Source organism: Chitinophaga sp. 10T418, assembly GCF_056394125.1.
Genome location: NZ_JBFTHG010000002.1, coordinates 195,963 through 217,700, shown reverse-complemented (window position 1 = coordinate 217,700; position 21,738 = coordinate 195,963). Strand labels below are relative to the sequence as shown.

Sequence of the window (21,738 nt, the reverse complement as noted above, 5' to 3'; positions counted from 1 at the left end):
CAATTTCTTGTTGTAATTAGTGTGTTTCCTCAACCGGTACACGTTGGGATGCCAACTGTGACAGTTTATTACTTTCTTTCAGCTTTTCCGGTATAGGGCGTATTTCCCATACAATGCCCAGCAAGCCTAACGTTTTGATAACATAGTAGGTAATGTCAAATTCCCACCAGTAAAAACCTTGTCTGGCCGCACTCTGATAATAGTGGTGATTGTTATGCCAGCCTTCTCCCAGTGTAACCAATGCCAGGACAGCACTGTTGCGGGATTCATCTCCGGTATAATATCTCTTCTTACCAATTTTGTGCATCAGGGAATTAATAGTAAAAGTACCATGGTACAATATCACGGTGCTCAGGAAGAACCCGATCAGCAGCGTAGATAAACCTGCGGTCCAGTCGAACCAGCCGGTGCCATTCACTTTATTGCCTACAAAATACACTGCTACTGCTAATATAATAGCGGGCACCCAATGCCATTTGTTCAGCCACATTAATTCTTTGGCTTTGTGATCTTTGATCAGGTCAAAACGGGTAGGCTTGTACTCCGGCCCCATGATCCAGCCAATATGTGCGTACCAGAATCCGTAAACATTCGCTGAATGCGGATCTTCAGGGGTATCGCTATGCTTGTGATGGATACGGTGATTAGCTGACCACCATAAAGCGCCTTTCTGTAAGCTGCTCTGCGCACCTCCAGCCAGAATAAACTGGAAGAATCTCGACGTTTTAAATGCACGATGTGAGAAGTAACGATGGTAGCCCGCCGTTACAAAAAACATACGTATGACGTACAATACACCACATAAGATCCAGTCAAATGCAGTAGTGCCGGTAAAAAATGCAAATAAGGGCACCGCGTGTATGCCCATGAAGTCTGCCTGATGCCACCAGTTTGGTGGTTTTCTGTCTTGCTTGATCGCCTTATTCATTCCACAAAGATAATTTCCGTCTGTTGTTAAATCTATGATTTAAATCATTTGGACAAAGTTAAGTGCTTTCCCCGGTTTTTCCGTGGCTATATTCTACCGAACTTTTTATGGCAGGATGTGTTAGAGGAAAACGTAGTACTATCCTTTATTTAATATTAAAGTAATTATTATGTCACAATTCATCTCTGCTATTCGTAATAATGTGAAATATTGGTGGCTGTATCTGCTCAACGGAATCATATTCTTCATTGCGGGCTTTATTGTTTTCTCCAATCCATTCAGTAGTTATGTGCTGTTGAGTATTTTTTTCAGCGTTACATTGTTTGTGACAGGGATCTTCGAAATAGCCTTTGCACTCGGCAATCGTAAAGGACATACCGGGTGGGGCTGGTCGCTGGCTTCCGGGGTCGTGGATGTAGTGATAGGGGGGATCCTGATAGGCTACCCAGCCGTCAGTATGGCCGTCATACCCCTGTTCCTGGCCTTCTGGTTTATGTTTAAAGGTATCAGCCTGATAGGATTTTCTATTCAGCTGCAATCGGACAGAATTCCCAACTGGGGCTGGCTGCTGGTAGGAGGAATCATCTTAATTATCATCGCTATTGTTATACTGGATAACCCGACACTCGGTGTAGCTGCCATACTGGGGCTGATGGCCGCCGCCTTCTGGGCAACAGGCATACTCAGCATCCTTTTCGCCTTCCGCCTGCGACAAGTGAAGAAAGAGCTGCTCGGAGCTTAAAGCTTAAAGCAAAAGGCAGAAAGCTATTGAAGCGAATGATCAACGCGAAAATATTTATCGTGTGGTCATTCGCTTCAATAGCTTTTTGCTTTAAGCATTCGGCTTTCTGTTTTATGCTTTTTACTTTCGGCTTTCTGCTTTTTGCTTTTTTCCAGTATATTCGGTCCATCTAAATCTTTTCTCTTCCGATGAAAATCAACAAAATCTATGCTATTGCGTCCTTGTTACTATGCGCAGGGATACAGCAGGGAGCGGCCCAAACAACGTCTAAATACGACCAGCATGAGGCTTTTGCTCCTTTGTTTTATCCGGCTCCGGGTAATGAGTTCCGCAGTGCCGGCGGACAGCCGGGCCCCAAATACTGGCAGAATGCTGCCGACTATAAGTTGGATGTAACCCTGGATACATTGCAGCACAGGCTGAGTGGGACTGTAGTCATTACTTACAAAAACAACAGCCCGGACCAGTTGCCTTTTTTATGGTTGCAGCTGGATCAGAACGTGTACCGGGAAGACTCCCGGGGTTCCAAAACGGTAGCTGTTTCCGGAGATCGCTTTGCCAACAGAAATTATACGCAGGGCTTTGAACTGAAAACAGTTAGTATCATCAGCAACGGTAAAACGATTGCCGCGAACTATCTGGTGAATGATACCCGTATGCAGATTAAACTGGCAGAAGCCATGAAATCGGGTACTGCACTGCAGATCAAAATCGAATATGCCTACGCTATTCCGGAATATGGTACCGATCGTACCGCCCGCTTGCGCACCGCCAACGGATGGATATACGAAATTGCACAATGGTATCCCCGTATGGCTGTATATGATGATGTACTCGGATGGAATAATATTCCCTACATGGGCGCATCAGAGTTTTACCTGGAGTACGGCAACTTCGATTACAGCATTACCGCCCCCGCCAATATGGTGCTGAGTGGCTCCGGTCAGCTGGTAAACGAAGCACAGGTATTATCACCCAAAGAAATCAGTCGTCTCGCTAAAGCACGCAACAGTGATCAGACCGTGTTTATCCGCGACAGCACAGATATTAATACCATCGCGGCAAAAGGTAACCGTACCTGGCATTTTGTGTGTCAGAATTCCCGTGATGTGGCCTGGGGCGCCTCCGGCGCTTTCATATGGGACGCGGCCCGCATCAATTTACCCGGTGGTAAAAAATCGCTGGCCATGTCGCTCTATCCGCTGGAAGTAGCCGGTAACAATGCCTGGGGCAGATCCACCGAATATGTAAAAGGCTGTATTGAACATTACTCCAACCAGTGGTTCGTATATACTTACCCGGTAGCTACCAATGTGGCGGGTACGGTAGGAGGAATGGAATACCCCGGTATCGTTTTCTGCTCCTGGAAATCTACCAGAGGTGGCCTGTGGGGCGTAACCGATCATGAATTTGGCCATAACTGGTTTCCTATGATCGTTGGTTCGAACGAACGTAAATATGCCTGGATGGATGAAGGCTTTAATACTTTTATCAACGGTATCTCTACTAAAGCATTTAATAAAGGTGAATACAGCAGCCCTCAACCAGTGCAGAGAATGGCGCCAATGTTGTTCTCTTCCAGGGCAGAACCTATTTTAACCACACCGGATATACTCGACATGAATTACCTGGGCGTAGCGGCATATTTCAAACCAGGACTGGGTTTGAACCTGCTCCGTAATGAAATCCTGGGACCGGAACGTTTTGATTATGCATTCCGGGAATACATTAAACGCTGGGCGTTTAAACATCCTACCCCCTGGGATTTTTTCCGTAGTATGGAAAATGCTTCCGGCGAAGACCTCGCCTGGTTCTGGCGTGGCTGGTTCTTCAATACCTGGAAACTGGATCAGGCGGTGAAGAATGTACAATATGTAAAGAATGATCCCGCACAAGGTGCAATGATTACCCTGCAGAACCTGGAGCAATTGCCCATGCCCGTAGTTATTGCTATAAAAGATGTAAACGGTAAAACAGATACCGTACGCCTGCCGGTAGAAGTATGGCAGCGCAGTGCTACCTGGACTTTCCACTATCCGTCTACCGTGAAGTTAAGCAGCGTAGTCATTGATCCTGCTGGGAATTATCCTGATGTTAATCCGGCTAACAACAGCTGGAAAGCAGATGCAGGCCAGCCTATACCTGCCGGTACTACGGCAACGGCTGTATTAAATAAATATATCGATGCCATCGGCGGCGCAGATAAACTGAAAGCAGTAAAGGATCTTTCCTTGCTGGAAACAGGAGATGTAAGCGGTACTGCACTCGAATACACCGTGAAAGCAAAACAACCGGACAAAGTACTGAACACCGTATTTATTCCTATTGCTAATCTGACAGCCATGAAATTGCTGATCAACGGTAACAATATCTCGATGTCCCGCAGCGGACAGCCAATAACGCTCTCACCTGCTGATAAAGCAATGCTGAAGGATAAATACCTGATGTTCCCTGAACTGTATTTTGCGGCACCGGAAAATAACGCGAAGCTGGAACTCTCACCCACACTGGAAGATGTTAATGGTATCCCCAGCTACGTAGTCAGCATTGCGACTTCTAACGGCGCCTTATTCCGTTATTATTTTGATGCAAAAACCGGATTCAAAGTACGTGGGGTATCACTTGCCGGACAGGAAGGCGGTGGTACTGAAACAACCACTGATTATGGTGATTACCATGAAGTGAGTGGTATCATGTTTCCGTTTAAAATAGCCACCAACAGCGGCGGATATAACACCGATCTTAAACTGAAAACAGTTACGGTGAATAGCGGATTGAGTGACGACATATTTAAATAAGCCTAAAGCGTAAAGCGGAAAGTAAAAAGCTATTGAAGCGAATGATGTGAATGAAGCGAATATCTCCTCGCTCACATCATTCGCTTCAATAGCTTTTTACTTTCCGCTTCATGCCTTCTGCTATTTTAAATATCTTCGTCCCACTTAAAGACGAGAAGCATATGAAACACCTACGGCCTGTCATGTTTGTTGGTACTGCCTCTGATGTGGGCAAAAGTGTCATCACTGCCGGGTTTTGCCGTATTTTTAAACAGGATGGATACACACCGGCGCCTTTCAAGGCGCAGAATATGTCTCTCAATAGCTACGCTACTCCGGATGGCCTGGAAATAGGCCGTGCGCAGGCGGTGCAGGCAGAAGCGGCAGGCGTACCCTGTCATACTGATATGAACCCTGTGCTGCTGAAACCTACCAATGATCAAACTGCTCAGCTGGTGCTTCATGGCAAACCCGCCGGCAACCAATCTGCCTGGGAATACTTCATGGAAGATGATAAACGCGCCTTGTTTGAAGAGGTGAAGCAATCATTTAACCGGCTGTCTCACCAATATAACCCGGTGGTAATGGAAGGCGCCGGCAGTATCTCTGAACTCAATCTCCGGCAGAAAGATATTACCAATATGCGTATTGCGCTGCATGCCGGTGCCGCAGTATACCTGGTTGCAGATATTGACCGCGGTGGTATTTTTGGCAGCGTATACGGTACTATTGCTTTACTGCCACCGGAAGAAAAAGCACTGATAAAAGGCATCATCATCAATAAATTCAGAGGAGATATCCGCTTGTTTGAGGATGGGCGTAAACTACTGGAAAACCTTACCGGCGTACCCGTAACAGGGGTATTGCCCTACTACCATGATATTTATATTGAAGAAGAAGATACCCTGGGACTATCGTTAAAGCATAAACGACAAACAACCGGCCGCGTAAATATAGCAGTAGTGCTGTTACGACATATGTCTAACTTCACCGACTTCCACGCACTGGAGAAAGATGAGCGGGTACATCTTTTCTATACAGATAATCCGGCGGAACTGGCTACTGCTGATATTATTATACTACCTGGCAGCAAAAATACCATTGAAGATCTCATCGCTATCCGGAATAACGGTACGGCCCGTGCGATAACGGAAGCGCACAAACGAAATAAAGTGGTGATAGGTATCTGTGGTGGTTACCAGATGATGGGAGAGCAGGTGGCGGATCCTTTCGGGGTGGAGGGACCAATAGCAAGTATCCCCGGACTGGGCATATTACCCGTAACAACAGTACTTACCAGGGAAAAAACTACGCAGCAACGTACGTTTCGTTACCGTCACCAGGAAAAAATATGTGAGGGATATGAAATTCATATGGGCGAAACCAGTACCCAAAAACCTTCTCCTCTCAATGAACTCACCAATGGCGCCACAGATGGATATTTCCTCAGTCCTCAATGCTGGGGTACCTATCTGCATGGTATCCTCGACAATGATACAGTGGTAAGTGATTTACTGGCACAATGTGGAAAAGTAGCCGTGGTAAAGGATTTCGACTATCGGAGCTTTAAGGAAGCGCAATATAATAAACTAGCAACGCATATACGTGAACATCTGGATCTTTCAGCTGTTTATAAGGCACTGGAATTATAACTTTATTGCATTATGATACAAGGACATGGAGATGATGGCTATCTGTTTGACCAGCCTGTTAAAGTGGATTTTAGTTCAAATGTGTGGTATGGTGGCTTGCAGGAAGGGCTGAAAACACATCTCAGCAACAAGATAGCAGGAATAGATCACTACCCGGACGCCGGTGCAGAGAAATTACAGGCGCTGTTGGAAAAACAGGCGGGCCTGCCCGCCGGCAGCATCATGGTCACTAATGGAGCTACAGAAGCTATTTACCTGGTAGCACAGGCTTTTACAGGCGCCACCGCCACCGTAATAGCACCTACTTTTGCGGAGTATGCAGATGCCTGCAGTTTGCACCGGCACAAAGTGTTGTATATGTCGTGGGATAAACTGACCCCGGATACCACTTTCAGCACCGATATGGTTTTTCTGTGTAATCCTAATAATCCTACCGGTCAAACGCTGGATGAGCAGGCATTACAACGACTTCTTCAGATCAACAAACACACGGTATTTATTATTGACGAGGCCTATATTGAATTTACGCTGGATGCAGCCAGTATGCTGCCGCATTTGCATCGCTTGCCTAATGTATTGGTATTGAGATCCCTGACCAAGACTTGTTGTATTCCCGGGCTGCGCCTGGGATATATTGCCGGCAGGAGACAATTGCTGGACCGGGTGCGCGCGTATAAAATGCCCTGGTCGGTCAACAGTCTCGCACTGGAGGCAGGTTATTATATCCTGGACCATCTGAAACAATTTACACTGGACAAAGAATCATTGTTGCAGGATACTTTTCATTTATGGGAAAGCATTCGTAAGATGCCGGAGTTTAAAGTAACGCCAACGCATACACATTTTTTTCTGTTCGAAACACTGACGGGTACTGCCGCTTCGCTGAAGGCCTGGCTGATGGAAAAACACGGTATCCTTATCAGGGATGCCTCCAATTTCTACGGCCTGGAACAAGGACATTGCCGCGTTGCCTGTCGCAGTGCCAACGATAATAAATTATTGACTACCGCATTGCGCCAATGGACCCTGTATTAAAATTCGTATTGCCGTTACTGTTAGGCTATGCCGCCGATCTGCTGCTGGGTGATCCCCGTAGCTGGCCGCACCCGGTAAAAGTGTATGGTAAGCTGATTCAGCGTGGTACCCAATGGCTGAATAAGGGCGCTGCCCGGTTCTGGAAAGGTACATTCCTTACACTCATATTGTGTATAGGGGTATACTGTTTTTTCTATTTTGCACAAGTGGGCTTATCACAGTGGCCTGTGGCCTGGTACATTTTCAGTACAGTGTTTGTCTTTTTTGCACTGGCCAACAAGAGCCTCCTGCAGGAAGGAAAAGAAGTATTTAATACACTGCATAAAGATGGAGTGGAAGCCGGCCGGGCACGACTGTCGTGGATTGTAGGCAGAGACACTGCGCAGTTATCTCCGCAGCAAATTCGTATCGCCGTCCTTGAATCGATGTCTGAAAACCTGAGCGATGGCGTGATAGCGCCGCTTTGTTTTTATGCGGTGCTGGGGCTTCCGGGTATGATGCTTTATAAAATGATCAACACGCTGGATTCCATGATAGGCTATAAGAATGAGCAATATCAGTACTTTGGCCGCTTTGCGGCGAGACTCGATGATGTGGCGAATTATATTCCGGCACGTATCACTGCTTTACTCATGATCCTGTTGTGGGGTAGCAGCCGCGCCTGGCATTACATGATCCGATATGGATCCGCACATGCCAGCCCTAACTCAGGTTACCCGGAAGCTGCACTGGCAGGTATTCTTGATTGTCGTTTCGGAGGCCCCAATACTTACGGAGGGGAGGTCGTGCATAAACCCTATATCGGTGAAAATGAACGAAACATTGAACATGAAGAGTTTGTGAAAGTAATGTATATCAATCACGCAGTTACCTTCGTGATGATCATTTGTATCGTATCGGTCAAATATTATTTGCTATGGAATGCACAACAGCAATAGCCGTTACTTTTTTCTTTGTGTAGGAATGATCAGCGTTACCTTCACTCCTTTACCACCTTTGTCTTTTTTGTCTGTAACAGCGATGGATGCCAGCTTTCCGGTTTGCTTACTCAATATTTTCAAGCGTTCCTGGGTAATAATGCCGGAGAGAGAATTCTTCTCACGATCGTGTTTTTCTATCAGGCCAAGGCCATTATCTTCAATAACGCAATGGAGTAGTTCATTAGTCAACTGCAGGGTGATGGCTATATGACCCTTATAGGGAAGGTTACGCATGCCATGCTGGATGGCGTTTTCAACAAACGGCTGCATTAGCATGGGTGGAATAAAAACATCCATGTCTTCACAACCTTCAATGGGATAAATCTCATAGTCAAATACATTTCCAAAACGAATGGCCTGCAGACTCAGATAGTTTTCCAGTGCCTCTACTTCCTGGTGCAGCTGTACCAGGTTGTGACGGGAATTTTCGAGGTTCAGTCTTAACAACCGGGCAAATTTGTTCAGGTATTTAACGGATTTTTCTTTCTCATCATGCCGGATAAAACTTTGCAGCACAGCGAGCGTATTGAAAATAAAATGGGGTTCCATCTGACTGCGCAGCAGGCGCTGTTCCAGTTCTGTACTGTGTTGCAGCGTTCTCAGTTTTCGTTGCCTGATCAGCACAATGGTCAACGCAGCACCTACCAGCAAAAGGATCCCAAAGATAAACAGGATGAGGCGTTGCTGCCGCAGGATAATCGCCTGGTTGTTATACTGCCGGCTGATATCAATGGTTTTATGCTGCTGCTCTTTCAGTTCATTGATAGCCTGCAGCTCCATTACCTGTTTCAGCTGTTGTTCTTCCATTTCCGTGAGCGACATATTAGAGGCGGAGTCGAGGTATATCACAGCATTTTTGTAGTCGCCGCTGGCATAGTAAATATTATATAAAGAACTGTAGGCAGAACTGAGATCCCCGGCATTTTCCGGATCCCTGGCTTTATCCACGGCTTTATTGATATAGAAGATAGCTTTCGGATAATCCTTTTCTTCCATAAACATTTGCCCATAGTTGACATATTCCCGGAAGGAAACTTTGTTCGCTCTTTCTTTGATATGAAAAGCCTGTACCATCAGGCGATGACCTTTTTCCATGTCGCCCATTTCTTCGTGCAATACACCCAGCGCAGAATATACGGTCGCAATTCTGATAGAATCAGGTTGCTTTAAGGCGAGTCGTAATGCACTGTCTTCGTAATGAAGTGCCAGCTCATAATCATGTTGGCGCTCGGCTATCCGCGATTGCGCTTCCATGAGATACGACATATAATAGTGATTTTTTTTGTCGGGATATGCGGCGATGGCTTTGTCTGTATAGAGTTTTGCTTTATCATACACGCCATATCGGAAGTGGATTTCGGCAGCCAGGTCGTACAGGCGGTATATTTCTGTATAATGAAATCGTTGGGCCAGCTCCAGTAAGGTATACATCCTGGAAAAGGTGCTGTCATCAATTTTCTTTTGCAGCTCCAGTCGCACGAGCCCCATTTGTTGTAGCATATACAGTGATATGTAGCGGCCGGTATCAAGGGGAGTGGTTGGTAACATGCGCCGGTAGCTGATGGCAGCGGGTTTAGCGCTGTCTGCAAAATATTGTAGCCTGCCCAGCAGGTAATAATAAAGCCCTTGTCCCTGCTCTCCGGCCGCTATGGCAGCAGGTTGCAGGGCCAGCATTTTTTTTCGGGCAGCTGCTCCGGAAAAGCGGTCACCGGAATCTATCAGTTGTTTCAATACGCCTATCACTGCCGGATCTGTGGTGGTGGGGGTGGAAGCAGGAGGCACGGGCTTATTTTGCCGGCTGCAGCTAAGCAAACAACAAAAGGCAATGATCAGTAATAAAATAAACCGGTAGGAAAAAAACATGTATGCAATTTAATGTTCGCCGGTGAGAAACTGTCTGACGAACTCCCTTTTACGTGATGACACCGGGATTTCGCTGCCTTCTTTCAACACCAGGATGCCATCTTTCAGAAAACGGTCGATAAAATGATGGTTCACAATGTACGACTGATGGATACGTATAAACCAGTTTTCCGGCAGCAGTTCCTCATATTCCTTGATAGGGCGCGATACTGTTACTTTTTTCTTGTCGGTTAAATGAAAAGTCGTGTAGCTGCCATCACTCTGGCAATATAATATATCTTCAAAAGAAACAACCTGCAGGTATTGATGGGAGCGGAGCACAATACGATTATGCAATCCCGGCTTTTTATGAGCGTCTGCCACTTCCAGCTGTAGCTTGTTATTGACAGGGCTTTCAGACTTTAATCGGTGAAGGGTTTCTGATAATTCCTCTTCATCTACCGGTTTCAACAGGTAATCATATGCGCCAAATTTAATGGCTTTGATCGCATGTTGATTGTAGGCAGTAATAAAAATAATACGGAAGTTCCTCTCCGGAAACTGCTGTAACAGTTYAAATCCTGTTCCGTCCGACAGCTCAATGTCCAGTAACAGCAGATCCGGCTCTGTATTGGGAATAATTACCTTAGCTTCAGCAATACTGCCACAACTACCCAGTACTATAAAATCCGGATAACGCTTCATCAGCCATTCAAGGTCCTTTCTGATGGCGGGTTCATCATCAATTATCAACGTACGGATCATAATTTCCTTTTAATTTCCAATGCTATTTCACAGGTAAGTGATAAACAGGTATCTAAAAGTAAGGGATTTTCACAGTCTTCTAAACTATGGGTTATAAACAGAGATGAGAGGCCGGCTAGATGCCCTGGTTATTGGTGTTAACCAGGATGTTGGCTTCGTCTTCGAAAGATTTAAATTCATCTTTGCGGGTAGACTTAAACACCACTTTGATTAATAGCAGCCCTATAATAACAGGGATGGCGCCGCCGAAGCTGATGATCAGCTGTTGGAAAATGAGGCTCAATACAACGGTGAAAAGGGCAAAGCCTGCCAACATACCACCTATGATCCACATCACGGGTGGTATAAAATCCACCTGTAGATAATGTTGCTTATACCGCAGCAGGTATTTAAAATTGTCGTGCGGAATAATGATGGTCTGCGGACTCAAAAATGGCTTTTTCAGTTGCGCCTTTGGAAAGTGCTGCTGTACCTCTGAAAAGATCTGTTGTACACTTTTCGACTGTGAATTCGTAATCTGCATTTAAATGGGATTTATGGGTTTCTCAATAATGTCTTGTTTGTAATATGACTGCAAAGTAAGATGGGCAACAGGTGCAAACAGGACGGAATCTATATCCGTTTACATATTCTATATATTCGCTGGCTTTAATTGGATGCGTTGATTGTTTTTTATCTTCGCCGCCGTTGCCACCCGGTATATGAAGGGGGGAGCGTAAAAAACTATATACTTCCTGCATCCGTATTTATAGGAGTGCAATTGTAAAATCTTAGTATGAGCAGTAAAGAGGAAAAGATCAGTATTTTAAGTTGTGGCTGGCTGGGGAAGCCACTGGCGTTGCATTTACAGGCAGCAGGTTATCGGGTGAAAGGCGCCAGAACCAGCATGGAAGGAGTGAAGGAGCTCACCGCACTCGGATTGGAAGCTTATACTGTGATCTTATCTGAAGAAGTCCTGACGGGTCCCGATGAATTCTGGGACGCGGATATTCTGATCATTAATATTCCCCCCCGTAAGGAAAGAGGGATGGATGCACATGTGACGGAAATAGCGCTGCTGCGCAGTTTTATAGAAACGACCAATATCAGTAAAGTGATTTTTGTGAGTTCTACTTCTGTTTATGCAGATGTAAACGGCCTGGTGACCGAGGAGAATGAGGTCATGCCAGACACGCCCAACGGGCAGGCATTGCGGGCAGCGGAAGCCCTGTTGCTGGCGGCTGAACGGTTTGAAACAACCGTGCTCCGCTTCGGCGGATTGATAGGCTATGATCGTTTACCCGATGCCCGCCGGATCATGGAAGGCAAAAGAATGAATGAACAGCCCATGAACGTCATCCACCGGGATGACTGTATTGGTGTTATCAGCCGGGTTATCAGCCAGGGTGCCTGGGGTGAGGTGTTCAATGCCTGCGCCAGCGGCCACCCGCAACGCAGCAATTATTATAAGGCCGCCGCCCAGGCACTGGGCATAACATTGCCACGCCGCCTGCCGGCACAGGAGGAACCCTATAAAATTGTGGGCTCCCGGAAGTTAAGGCACGTACTCGGCTACACGTTTAAATACGATGACCCGTTACTGGTTTTTGAGGATACCAGGAAAATCAGGAAGTAGGGATATCTTTGTGCTAAATACCCTACCTATGCGCCAATACCTGCCCTACCTGTTTTCGTTCCGGCGACTTTTCCAGCTGGCCTGTATCAGCGGTTTTCCGCTTTTTATGCTGTTTTTAATGACACAAGGCTCACATGATTCCTTGCCGTTGTTTGATGACGCGTTTACCGGCGAAACCCTTATAGTTTGCGCGATTGGATACTTGATAATTTCATTGCTTTTCTATACCACCCGCCCTCATCTCTTTTTAATTTTTTTTACAATAGGTAAAGCTTGCCTGCTAGGGGGACTGGCTGCTTATTATTATCTCTGGCAGTATGCACCGTATCCGCCGGAATGGATCGACTAAAAAAATTTGTTTACATATATTAAAATCGCTATATTGTTACACTACCTCACTATAGCCAACAGGAGGTACGCCTGACCATAGAATATTTGTATCACCTAAACCTAATTAAAGCCGTGAATCTGCTGCTCCTTAGCCTGTTTGCCCTGGCACTATGGCTGATGTTCTCCCTCTACCGGAGTCACAATCGCAAAAAGGCCGAATTGCTTCTGCCTGTGAGATCTGCGAATATTGTAAAAATTCATAGTTACAAGTCTTTTGGCATTATTGCCACTATCAGGTTTAAGGATGACCTTACACCACAGATAGGGGACCGGTTACATGAAGAAGGAAACATTTATCAGATAACGGGCGTGGTCACGCCGGATGCCATACAGGAACAACCTAAAGACACCTGGGACTGCCGTCTGGTAAAAATCTAGCAATGGAATACCTCAAGATTTCCTGGCTTCATCGTTTTGAGGATGAACCGGTATTCCTATACAGTGAAATTGACGCGCTACGTTTTGAAAACCGGAAGATTGAAATATATCAGGACGGTAGCTTCGGCATCGCCAATAGTAATTTTCATTTTGGGGGTACCGCCTTATCGGATGTAGTGATGCCCGAAATAGAAGATATCTGCGAGGATAAGCACTTTATACCTGAACTGATTTCGCAGGCCGAATTTGAACTTATCTGGAATCAATATTATTATTTTTTGTCCTGACATAGCTGGTCCGTGATTTGCTGATGATCTGTAAAAGGATCTTATGAACGCTTTTATGATTAAAACATCCGGAGGCCGCTTTTACGTAAAGCCATATTCTGCCGAACGCTTTCTGGTAGACGTGGATGGCGAAGAAATTGTTATGGAGAAAGATGAAGATGGGTACGTACGTGCACCGGGCGCAACAGACCATGGTCATCGCTTAAATATGGGTTTGCTGAATAGTATCGCAGACCAGATTGCGAGGCAGACAGCGTAAAAAATCCACAAACCGGGGTTATTTGTGTGCCTCAAAAGCAGACAGATACTTATCAATATACTGCTCCTTGGTTTTTGTTTTATACTGCATCACAAAACGGGGATGCTCCAACGGTACGATCGTTTTGAAAAACTGCTCCTTCTCATTTAACGCCTGCAGGAATGCGGCATTTTTCCCCGTTCCCATACAATAGCAAACATCACGACTGATATTCCATTGCAATTGTTCCTTTAAACTGCTCACTATAAAAGGATAAGCCGCTTTTGTCAGTGCAGCGCTGTCATAATAATTATAATTTATTTCTTTCCCACCCGGTTGAACCGAGGTAAAGCCAAGTGGGCAGATACTGCTGATATAAAAGTGCTGGTAAAAGTTTTTCACGCCCCCGTAGGCGTCTATTACCTCATACACAAAAACAGACGAGGGTTCATGCGTTTTCAGCCCCGGGATCTCAATGCCACATTTATCCAGCATCCGCTTGGTATCAGTAAAAGGCACACCAGTAGATCCTGACCCCAATCTGCCAGGGTTAATGCCCAGGATAAGTTGTCTGGGCTTTTTATCGTTATAAAACTTTTTATAGAATTGGGTCATAATGCCGGTAATCCCCGGGCCCTCCTGAAAAGGATTCAGGACACGTATACCCGCAGGCAGTTTACCCGGAAAATGCAGATGGCTGTTAAATGCGATGATCTGATCCGCTATTGTCATTCCGCAATTTACGCCATTTGATGATGCCTCGTAATTTTCTCCAGGATATCCTCTTCCCGGTAAGGCTTCATGATATAATCATTCAATCCTGAGCGGAGGTACAGCGCAATATCATCTTCCATCACATTACCGGTAATAGCAATAATGGTGACCGCCGCCTTTTTCCTGTCGGGAAGTTCTCTGATCATATTGGTGAGCATCAGGCCATCTATGCCTGGTAAATCAATATCCGTCAGCACAAAATCGAAGGATTCACGCTGATATATTTCCAGGGCTTCTTCCGCAGAAGATACGATCAGGTAGGATGCCTGCATTCTGTCCAGCATCAGGGCCAGTAATTTCTGATTGAGGATGCTATCCTCCACTACTAACAATCTTATACCTGCCGGTACAACGGCGCTTGTAGATGTATTACTCACGGGGACAATAATTTTTTTAGTAGCAGGTGATGGTGTCATCAGCTGATACCGGATTTCAAAATAAAAAGTGGTGCCTTTGCCGGGGAGGCTCTCCACATGAATCTTACCGTTATGCAGATCAATGATTTTTTTGGAAATGTGTAATCCTAATCCACTGCCTTTATGATAATGGTTATTTCCCTGGGAGAAAGCGTTGAACACTAAAGGTAGTTCTTTATGTGAAATACCGGAGCCAGTATCTTTTACACTTATCTGTAACAGGTTGTTGTCACGCATATGTGCAGTGACCGTCACGCTGCCTGTTTCTGTAAACTTAATTGCATTGGCAATCAGGTTGATTAACACCTGTTTAAGCCGGAAAGCATCTCCCATCACCAGCAGGGTGCTGGGGAAATAAATATTGACATCCAGCGGGAGAGATTTCATTTCGGCCTGTACCGCCAGGGTATTACACACTTCTTCAATGGCGGTCCGGGGCGCAAACTTCTCCAGCCGGAGTACAGGCTCGGCTGTTTCCATGCGCGTATAGTCAAGCACGTTATTCACCACCTGCAACAGCATATCGGCCGAATGTCGTATAGCCGATACCGTTTCCGGTGTTTTCCCCTGTTCCAGCAGCCAGGTATAACCGAGTATAGACTGCACCGGTGTGCGGATTTCATGGCTGATGGTGGCAGCGAAATCACTTTTCTGCTCTGCAAATTTCTCTGCCTGTTGCTTCGCCCTCAATAAAGCCAGGTCATAACGGTACAAACGTATAATACCATATATAATGATGCCTGCCATCAACAGTATTAAAGGGATTTCCCAGTAATTGTGTTTGTCCAGCCTGTAAAGAGAATGGTCAATGTCCTGCCCCAGCTGTAACCGCTTTTTATCTGTTTCGTCCAGCATATTTTGTTTCAGTGCAGCCATGAGGTGCAGCAGTTCTGTAAACAACCGCTCATTGGCCACTACCAGCGCATATTCTTTCTGTTTCAGGTTATTATGGCTATCCGTAGCATCTTTTATAAATTTACTGTAGGCATCCTGGATTTTCTTCAGCTGCTCCTGCGTAAAAGCTTTGCCATTGGCATTGGTATCATACTGTACAATCTTTACCTGCTTGCTGGTTTGCTGTATATTGGGCTTGTTGCTGATAGCGTCTTTGATACGGCCAAACAGTTTCTTTTTGCCTTTTGCCTGGGCCGTTTCAGTGGTCACCACCGTATCCGCCTGGCGCCGGGGTTGCGGTAATTTTATATTGCCTAACTGTTGCAGGGGCAGGGGAGTAGTGGCAGTATCCCATACCTGCGATAATTGTAACAGGGAATCTACGTATAGCCGTGTCTGTAAAAACAACTGCGATTTCCGGGCCTTGTCCGCCAGTAATGCTTGCATCTGCCGCTCATCCTGCCTGGAACTCACCGCACTGTCGAGATGCTCGGTAATGCGCTTCAGCTGACCGACATAACTATTTAAATAATTCCGGTCAAAAGTGAGTGTATAGATACGAAAATTATTATCTGCTGCGTATAATAACTGTACCGCCTGGTCAATATGGCCAGCATCTGTTTTGGTAGCCACAAGGTTTTTAACAACAATGCCTAACTGTTGGGATTCCCGTTTCCGTAAAAAGATGATCATGAAAAATGTCATCAGCACCAAAACCATTATCGTTAGCACAGCATAGCGTACAAAGGTCTTTTTTTCCTGAATTTTATACATCGTTACATTATGATTGGATGTTGGCTTACAGTCCTGCCGGACTGCTCACGAAAATAAATGATTTTATTGGCCGTAACTAATAGATAATCAATGTAAAACAATGGATATAGGTATATATTTTCTCCTGAATTGTATATGTATTGCTTTATTTAATACATTATATTTTTTTACTTATTAAAAGATTAATATTCCATGGAATCTGTTTTTTAATTCATGATATTTATAATATCTTTTGTCACAAGGAAAGCTCAATATTGATTTTTGTATTATTGTTGCGTTATAATATTTTTCCTCAATGCACTATCTGAAAAACTGTTTTATTACCTGTTTATTATTATTTGCATTACTACCATTTACCTATAGTCAATCACTTTATCCGGATCCGCAGTATAAATTTGTAACAGGTCCGKGGACGTTACAGGATCGTAATTTTTATCTGTTTACCCTCCTGGAACGATTACCCGGCCTACCTTCGCTCTTAGCTAAAGATAGCAGCCTGCAGGCGCTCCGGAATCAGTATAAACAACATATATCCCATCCCGTGAGCAACGGGGAAAATCCCGCTGGACTGTTATTTTCAGATGCAAACATTCAACAGGTAAGCAGCGCCTTCACCAGGTTGCTACAACAAAACCCGGGTCCATTCGTTCGATTGTTACGGGAAATGCGTGGCAGTGGCCTGTTTGAACTGCATGCCCGTAAAAGTGACGGGGAATTTCTGACGGCAGCCTGGAAAGATGCAGCCGTTGGTATCAACTATATCATCAATGCCTATACGAATGGCATCGGTCTGCGATACCCGGTAATTGATTCAGCACTGTTGTATGTACATTCACCTGCCTATAAAGCCGGAGTGCAGCATTTGTTGGAGCAGGTAGAGGAGAAGGACCGGCAGGATGATTTGTTTTTCCAGCCATCGCTGCAGCTGGCACTTGGATTACTTACGCTCAGCCACCGCGATGAAGCAGCCCGCTACGAGCCTATGTCGGCCACTAACGGAGACGCCTATAGGCAAATAAAGAAAACCGATTGGAGTAAGTATCCTTATACAGCCATGCTGATCCTGGGAGCCAGCCCCGTAGCCAAAGAAGTGCTGAGCGAAACCGGGAAAAGCCGTTGCCGCACCGGCGCCGGGTTATATCAAAAAGGCCTCGCACCCTTTATTATAGTGTCTGGTGGGCATGTAAGACCAGTGGGTACGCCCTATTCAGAGGCGGTAGAAATGAAGAAGTACCTGGTCAACGAGTTGAAAATACCCGCCGCTGCAGTCATGATAGACCCTTATGCGCGGCATACTACCACCAACGTACGTAACGCAGTACGTATTGCGTGGAGAAGCGGTATCCCGGTCAACAAACGGATGTTATGCGTATCTGATGCGATGCACCTGGTATATGTCACCAGCCCGCTGTTTAAGCAACGCTGTATGACTGAACTGGGATATATGCCTGCGGCAGACATCGAACAAACAGATCTTTATTATTTATCGTTCGTACCAGACCTCCGTTCCCTGCAGGTGAATACCTTCGATCCACTGGATCCCTGATACACAATATTTCGTTCACTTATTCGTCTTTCATATAAACCTTACAACACAAAGCTATGTCTGATCAATCTATCCAGCCCTTGTATACTATCCTCGGAGCAGGAGGTATCATCGCTAATGAACTGGCTGCAGAACTCGTGAATAATAAAAAACGGGTTCGCCTGGTAAGTCGCTCCCCCAAATCAATTGCGGGCATTACCGACCTGGTAGGGGCTGACATCACGGACTATGAACAAACAAAAAATGCGGTAAAAGGAAGCAGTATCGTTTTCCTCACGGCAGGATTGAAATATGACATCAAAGTATGGCGCGATGCCTGGCCTAAGATCATGACCAACGTGATCAATGCCTGCAAAGAAGCTGGCGCCAAACTGATTTTCTTTGATAACGTATATTCTTACGGGTTAGTAAATGGCCCAATGAAAGAAGATACCCCTTATCAGCCTTCCAGTAAAAAAGGGATCATTCGTGCGGCCATTGCCAAACAACTGATGGACGAAGTAAAAGCAGGTAAAATCACTGCTACCATTGCGCGGGCAGCCGATTTCTACGGCCCCGGCGCTGATAAAACCGGCTTCCTGAACCTCCTGATCATCGATAAATTTAAAAAGAACAGCTCAGCCATGTGGCTGGGAAAAGATAACCAGACACATAGCTACACCTTCACACCAGATGCTTCGAAAGGCTTATACCTGCTTTCCCAGGATGATACTTCCTGGAACCAGGTATGGCATTTGCCTACCGCCAATCCTGCACCGGATGGTAAAGGCTATGTAAACCTGATTGCCACTCAAATGGGCGTAAAACCCAAATATATGAAGCTGGGTAGCTTTATGCTAACACTCTCCGGACTGTTCGATCCCACCATCAGAGAAATGAAGGAAATGCTTTATCAGAGCAACTATCCATACATACTGGACTCTTCAAAATTTGAAAAACATTTTAATGTAAAACCCACTTCCTATGAAGAAGGGATCCGTTTAACACTGGCAAAACAGTAGTCTACTGATTTGGTAGGAAAATAAATTTGGTAGTTAATTTTTCTGCATTATCTTTGCACCAGTTCTTTAAATAGCTTATCAAGAAAGGAGGAGGGACATGGCCCGACGATACCTTAGCAACCATCACTGCGCAAGCAGTGAAAGGTGCTGCATCCATCCCGGTTTAATTACCAGGAAAGATAAGTCAGATTCTAAGTTTTACTATACATTATTATCTATATAATGATAAAACTCATCTGGCTCCCAGGTGAGTTTTTTTTATGCCCCTGCCTACCCTTGATATGCTCATTTAACGGACCTGTTTAATCAATTTTCATCAAACTAAAAATCAAAAAACAGATGAGCACAATTACTGAACTGATCCACTCTATTCCCGTAGACCCTCACACCGGCGCCATTGCCGTGCCTATTTATCAAACCTCTACGTTTGTGCAGGAAGCACCCGGCGTTAACAAAGGATATGACTATGCCCGCTCCAATAATCCTACCCGCGAAACAGCCGAGAAGATTATTGCCAAACTGGAAGGCGGTGCCACCGCATCTTTATTCTCCAGCGGGTTAGCAGCTATTGATGCAGTAATTAAACTGCTAAAATCCGGTGATGAAATTGTAGCGGTAGATGATATCTATGGCGGCGCTTTTCGTCTCTTTAATAAAGTATATGAGAAGTTTGGTATCAAAGTAAATTACGTAGATACATCAGATACCCAGGCGGTCTTCAATGCTATTACGCCCGCTACCCGTTTAATATGGCTGGAAACACCCACCAATCCCACGCTGAAAATCTCTGATATCGCTGCTATTGGCCGCATTGCAAAGGCGCATAATTGTTTGTTCTGTGTAGATAATACTTTCGCTTCCCCCGTATTGCAAAAGCCATTGGAGCTGGGTGCAGACCTGGTGATACACAGTGCTACCAAGTACCTTGGCGGACATAGTGACCTGATTGCAGGCGTGGTAGTCGCTAAAACAATACCACTGGGAGAGGAGATTAAATTTTATCAGAACGCCTGTGGGGCTATTCTGTCGCCCTTCGATAGTTTCCTGTTGATACGCGGTATCGAAACCCTGCACCTGCGCATTAAACAACATGGTATCAATGCACAGGCACTGGCAGAATACCTGGAGAAACATCCGGCAGTAGAAAAAGTATTCTATCCCGGCTTACCTTCCCATAAAGGGCATGAGCTGGCAAAGCAGCAGAGTAAAGGGTTTGGAGGTATTATTTCTTTTACATTGAAAGATGATACCACTGAAGCAGCTACTGCATTTGTTACGTCTACTCACTACTTCAAGCTGGCGGAAAGCCTGGGTGGTATCAAGAGCTTACTCTGTCATCCGGCTGCGATGACCCATAAATCTATTCCGGCAGAAAAAAGAAGAGCGGCCGGCGTGAGCGATAGTCTGATCCGTTTGTCGGTAGGACTGGAAGAAACAGCCGATCTGCTGGCCGACCTGGAGCAGGCCTTTACGAAACTGCCGGTGCCCGCCCTCGCAGAAAGCGCGTTGTCAGCATAGCCGCTACGTTGTCGCCGGTGGCATTGAGAATGGTAGCCAACGGATCTACCAGCGTACCAATAATCATCAGCGGTGGCAGGGCTTCTATCGGGAATCCGTAGATACTCATCACCAGCAGCTCGCCGATATAGCCGCCGTTGGGGATGCCACCTTCCACTATGCTGGCGATAACAGTAACGCCTAGTGCCATCAGGACCACGGAAGGACTGTCGAAACTTTTACCAAACATGGCAAATACTACCGCCATTTTTATAATAGAAGAAATACTGGAGCCATCTTTATGCAGGGTGGCTCCAAGCGGCACCACCACATTACCGATATCCTGCGGAACACCCATTTTGGCCACTGCTTCGAGGTTGGCCGGAATAGTAGCAATGCTGCTGCCCGTGCCTACTGCCGTAAGGGTAGGTATAATATTATTTTTCCAGAAGATTTTAATACCCGGTATTCCTCCGGCCACAAACGCATACAGACTGAATCCGAATATAAAGTAGAAGATACCGAAGCCGTAATAGATACCCAATGAATGTGCATAGGTGCCAAACAGTTGAGGACCTACGGTGCCTACCTGGTAAGCGAAATAAGCGCCCAAACCAACAGGTCCCAGTTTCATGATCACGCCGAGCACTTCTTTCATCACTTCGTTGCCGGAATACAAAAACTGCCGGAAAGCTTTGCCAGCCTCGCCTACACGCATGGCCGCAAACCCGGTGAGACCGGAAAAAATGATAAAAGGCAGCATATTTTTGCGCGACAATAATTCATAAAATTCACCCACTGTGAGTAATCTGCTCAACTGTTCTCCCCAGTTGCCCGGCTGCTCTATGTTGATGGTTTTTGATAAGGCTACCTGCTGGTGGATCGGGAATAACCATACCGCCACAATGGTCAAAAAAGCAGATATCAGGATGGTACTGAGGAAAACCAGCGACATCATGCCCAATATTCGCCCCAGTTTATTGCCGGCGTCGATATGCGCAATGGCATTTGCAATACAGAAAAATACCAGTGGTATGATCACGGTGAATAACAGGTTCAAAAAAATATCGCCTATCGGCTTTATAATGACTACCTTTTCTCCGAATATAAGCCCGGCAATACTGCCGGCTATGATACCTGCCAACAGCCAGAACATGCTGCTGTACGTTTTAAGAAATCCCATGAATGAAATTTATATTATACAAGA

General features: G+C 45.6%; 20 protein-coding genes and 1 riboswitch. Of the genes, 13 read left to right on the top strand and 7 right to left on the bottom strand.

Annotation, left to right across the window (positions count from 1 at the left end):
- Positions 1–16 precede the first annotated feature (16 nt).
- Entirely contained in the window at positions 17–928 is a 912-nt protein-coding gene (locus AC1DCV_RS05290) for an acyl-CoA desaturase (protein WP_477022193.1), read from the bottom strand.
- A gap of 169 nt (positions 929–1,097) precedes the next feature.
- On the opposite strand from AC1DCV_RS05290, the gene AC1DCV_RS05285 reads away from it, so the two are divergent.
- The 5 genes from AC1DCV_RS05285 (at position 1,098) to cbiB (ending at position 8,072) form a co-directional block, all read left to right on the top strand.
- Positions 1,098–1,670: an HdeD family acid-resistance protein gene (locus AC1DCV_RS05285; RefSeq protein ID WP_477022192.1), complete on the top strand. Its 573-nt coding sequence runs from the start codon at positions 1,098–1,100 to the stop codon at positions 1,668–1,670.
- Between the two features lie 188 nt (positions 1,671–1,858).
- Positions 1,859–4,468, top strand: coding sequence for a M1 family metallopeptidase (locus tag AC1DCV_RS05280; protein WP_477022191.1), 2,610 nt, complete (start codon positions 1,859–1,861; stop codon positions 4,466–4,468).
- A 161-nt stretch (positions 4,469–4,629) separates the two neighbouring features.
- Entirely contained in the window at positions 4,630–6,099 is a 1,470-nt protein-coding gene (locus AC1DCV_RS05275; protein WP_477022190.1) for a cobyric acid synthase, read from the top strand.
- Positions 6,100–6,111: 12 nt separating this feature from the next.
- Positions 6,112–7,134, top strand: a complete 1,023-nt coding sequence (locus AC1DCV_RS05270) for a pyridoxal phosphate-dependent aminotransferase (protein ID WP_477022189.1) — start codon at positions 6,112–6,114, stop codon at positions 7,132–7,134.
- Entirely contained in the window at positions 7,119–8,072 is a 954-nt protein-coding gene (gene cbiB / locus AC1DCV_RS05265; RefSeq protein ID WP_477022188.1) for an adenosylcobinamide-phosphate synthase CbiB, read from the top strand. The genes AC1DCV_RS05270 and cbiB overlap by 16 nt, the downstream gene beginning before the upstream one ends.
- A gap of 3 nt (positions 8,073–8,075) precedes the next feature.
- Here the strand turns inward: cbiB and AC1DCV_RS05260 are convergent, their stop codons facing one another.
- The 3 genes from AC1DCV_RS05260 to AC1DCV_RS05250 form a co-directional block, all read right to left on the bottom strand.
- Positions 8,076–9,977, bottom strand: a complete 1,902-nt coding sequence (locus tag AC1DCV_RS05260; protein WP_477022187.1) for a tetratricopeptide repeat-containing sensor histidine kinase — start codon at positions 9,975–9,977, stop codon at positions 8,076–8,078.
- Positions 9,978–9,986: 9 nt separating this feature from the next.
- Positions 9,987–10,721 (bottom strand): LytR/AlgR family response regulator transcription factor, encoded by a 735-nt coding sequence (locus tag AC1DCV_RS05255; protein ID WP_477022186.1) that lies wholly within the window; start codon positions 10,719–10,721, stop codon positions 9,987–9,989.
- Between the two features lie 115 nt (positions 10,722–10,836).
- A complete protein-coding gene (locus tag AC1DCV_RS05250) occupies positions 10,837–11,244 on the bottom strand; it encodes a hypothetical protein (protein ID WP_441575861.1) in 408 nt (135 codons plus the stop codon).
- 252 nt (positions 11,245–11,496) lie between these two features.
- On the opposite strand from AC1DCV_RS05250, the gene AC1DCV_RS05245 reads away from it, so the two are divergent.
- The 5 genes from AC1DCV_RS05245 to AC1DCV_RS05225 all read left to right on the top strand — a co-directional run bounded on the left by AC1DCV_RS05245 (position 11,497) and on the right by AC1DCV_RS05225 (position 13,650).
- Positions 11,497–12,336 carry a Rossmann-fold NAD(P)-binding domain-containing protein gene (locus AC1DCV_RS05245; RefSeq protein WP_477022185.1) on the top strand — a complete coding sequence of 280 codons (840 nt, stop codon included), beginning with the start codon at positions 11,497–11,499 and terminating at the stop codon, positions 12,334–12,336.
- Between the two features lie 28 nt (positions 12,337–12,364).
- Positions 12,365–12,685 carry a hypothetical protein gene (locus tag AC1DCV_RS05240; RefSeq protein ID WP_477022184.1) on the top strand — a complete coding sequence of 107 codons (321 nt, stop codon included), beginning with the start codon at positions 12,365–12,367 and terminating at the stop codon, positions 12,683–12,685.
- Between the two features lie 113 nt (positions 12,686–12,798).
- The gene (locus AC1DCV_RS05235) at positions 12,799–13,104 is read left to right on the top strand and encodes a head-tail adaptor protein (protein WP_441575864.1); all 306 of its coding nucleotides are present in this window, start codon (positions 12,799–12,801) and stop codon (positions 13,102–13,104) included.
- 2 nt (positions 13,105–13,106) lie between these two features.
- Positions 13,107–13,391 (top strand): DUF6881 domain-containing protein, encoded by a 285-nt coding sequence (locus tag AC1DCV_RS05230; RefSeq protein WP_441575865.1) that lies wholly within the window; start codon positions 13,107–13,109, stop codon positions 13,389–13,391.
- A gap of 43 nt (positions 13,392–13,434) precedes the next feature.
- Complete coding sequence (locus AC1DCV_RS05225) at positions 13,435–13,650, top strand: hypothetical protein (protein ID WP_441575866.1); 216 nt, start codon at positions 13,435–13,437, stop codon at positions 13,648–13,650.
- Positions 13,651–13,668: 18 nt separating this feature from the next.
- Here AC1DCV_RS05225 and AC1DCV_RS05220 read toward each other — a convergent pair whose 3' ends face one another.
- The gene (locus AC1DCV_RS05220; RefSeq protein ID WP_477022183.1) at positions 13,669–14,361 is read right to left on the bottom strand and encodes a uracil-DNA glycosylase family protein; all 693 of its coding nucleotides are present in this window, start codon (positions 14,359–14,361) and stop codon (positions 13,669–13,671) included.
- 8 nt (positions 14,362–14,369) lie between these two features.
- Positions 14,370–16,418 (bottom strand): ATP-binding protein, encoded by a 2,049-nt coding sequence (locus AC1DCV_RS05215; RefSeq protein WP_477022182.1) that lies wholly within the window; start codon positions 16,416–16,418, stop codon positions 14,370–14,372.
- A 364-nt stretch (positions 16,419–16,782) separates the two neighbouring features.
- On the opposite strand from AC1DCV_RS05215, the gene AC1DCV_RS05210 reads away from it, so the two are divergent.
- From AC1DCV_RS05210 to AC1DCV_RS05200, 3 genes are all read left to right on the top strand, one after another.
- The gene (locus tag AC1DCV_RS05210) at positions 16,783–18,033 is read left to right on the top strand and encodes a YdcF family protein (RefSeq protein ID WP_477022181.1); all 1,251 of its coding nucleotides are present in this window, start codon (positions 16,783–16,785) and stop codon (positions 18,031–18,033) included.
- Positions 18,034–18,089: 56 nt separating this feature from the next.
- Entirely contained in the window at positions 18,090–19,034 is a 945-nt protein-coding gene (locus AC1DCV_RS05205; RefSeq protein ID WP_477022180.1) for an NAD-dependent epimerase/dehydratase family protein, read from the top strand.
- Between the two features lie 72 nt (positions 19,035–19,106).
- Positions 19,107–19,220: riboswitch (SAM riboswitch) on the top strand.
- 153 nt (positions 19,221–19,373) lie between these two features.
- Positions 19,374–20,552: a trans-sulfuration enzyme family protein gene (locus AC1DCV_RS05200; RefSeq protein WP_477022179.1), complete on the top strand. Its 1,179-nt coding sequence runs from the start codon at positions 19,374–19,376 to the stop codon at positions 20,550–20,552.
- On the opposite strand, the gene AC1DCV_RS05195 is transcribed toward AC1DCV_RS05200, so the two are convergent.
- Entirely contained in the window at positions 20,503–21,714 is a 1,212-nt protein-coding gene (locus AC1DCV_RS05195; RefSeq protein WP_477022178.1) for a dicarboxylate/amino acid:cation symporter, read from the bottom strand. The two genes, AC1DCV_RS05200 and AC1DCV_RS05195, sit on opposite strands and share 50 nt — an antisense overlap.
- Between the last annotated feature and the right edge of the window lie 24 nt (positions 21,715–21,738).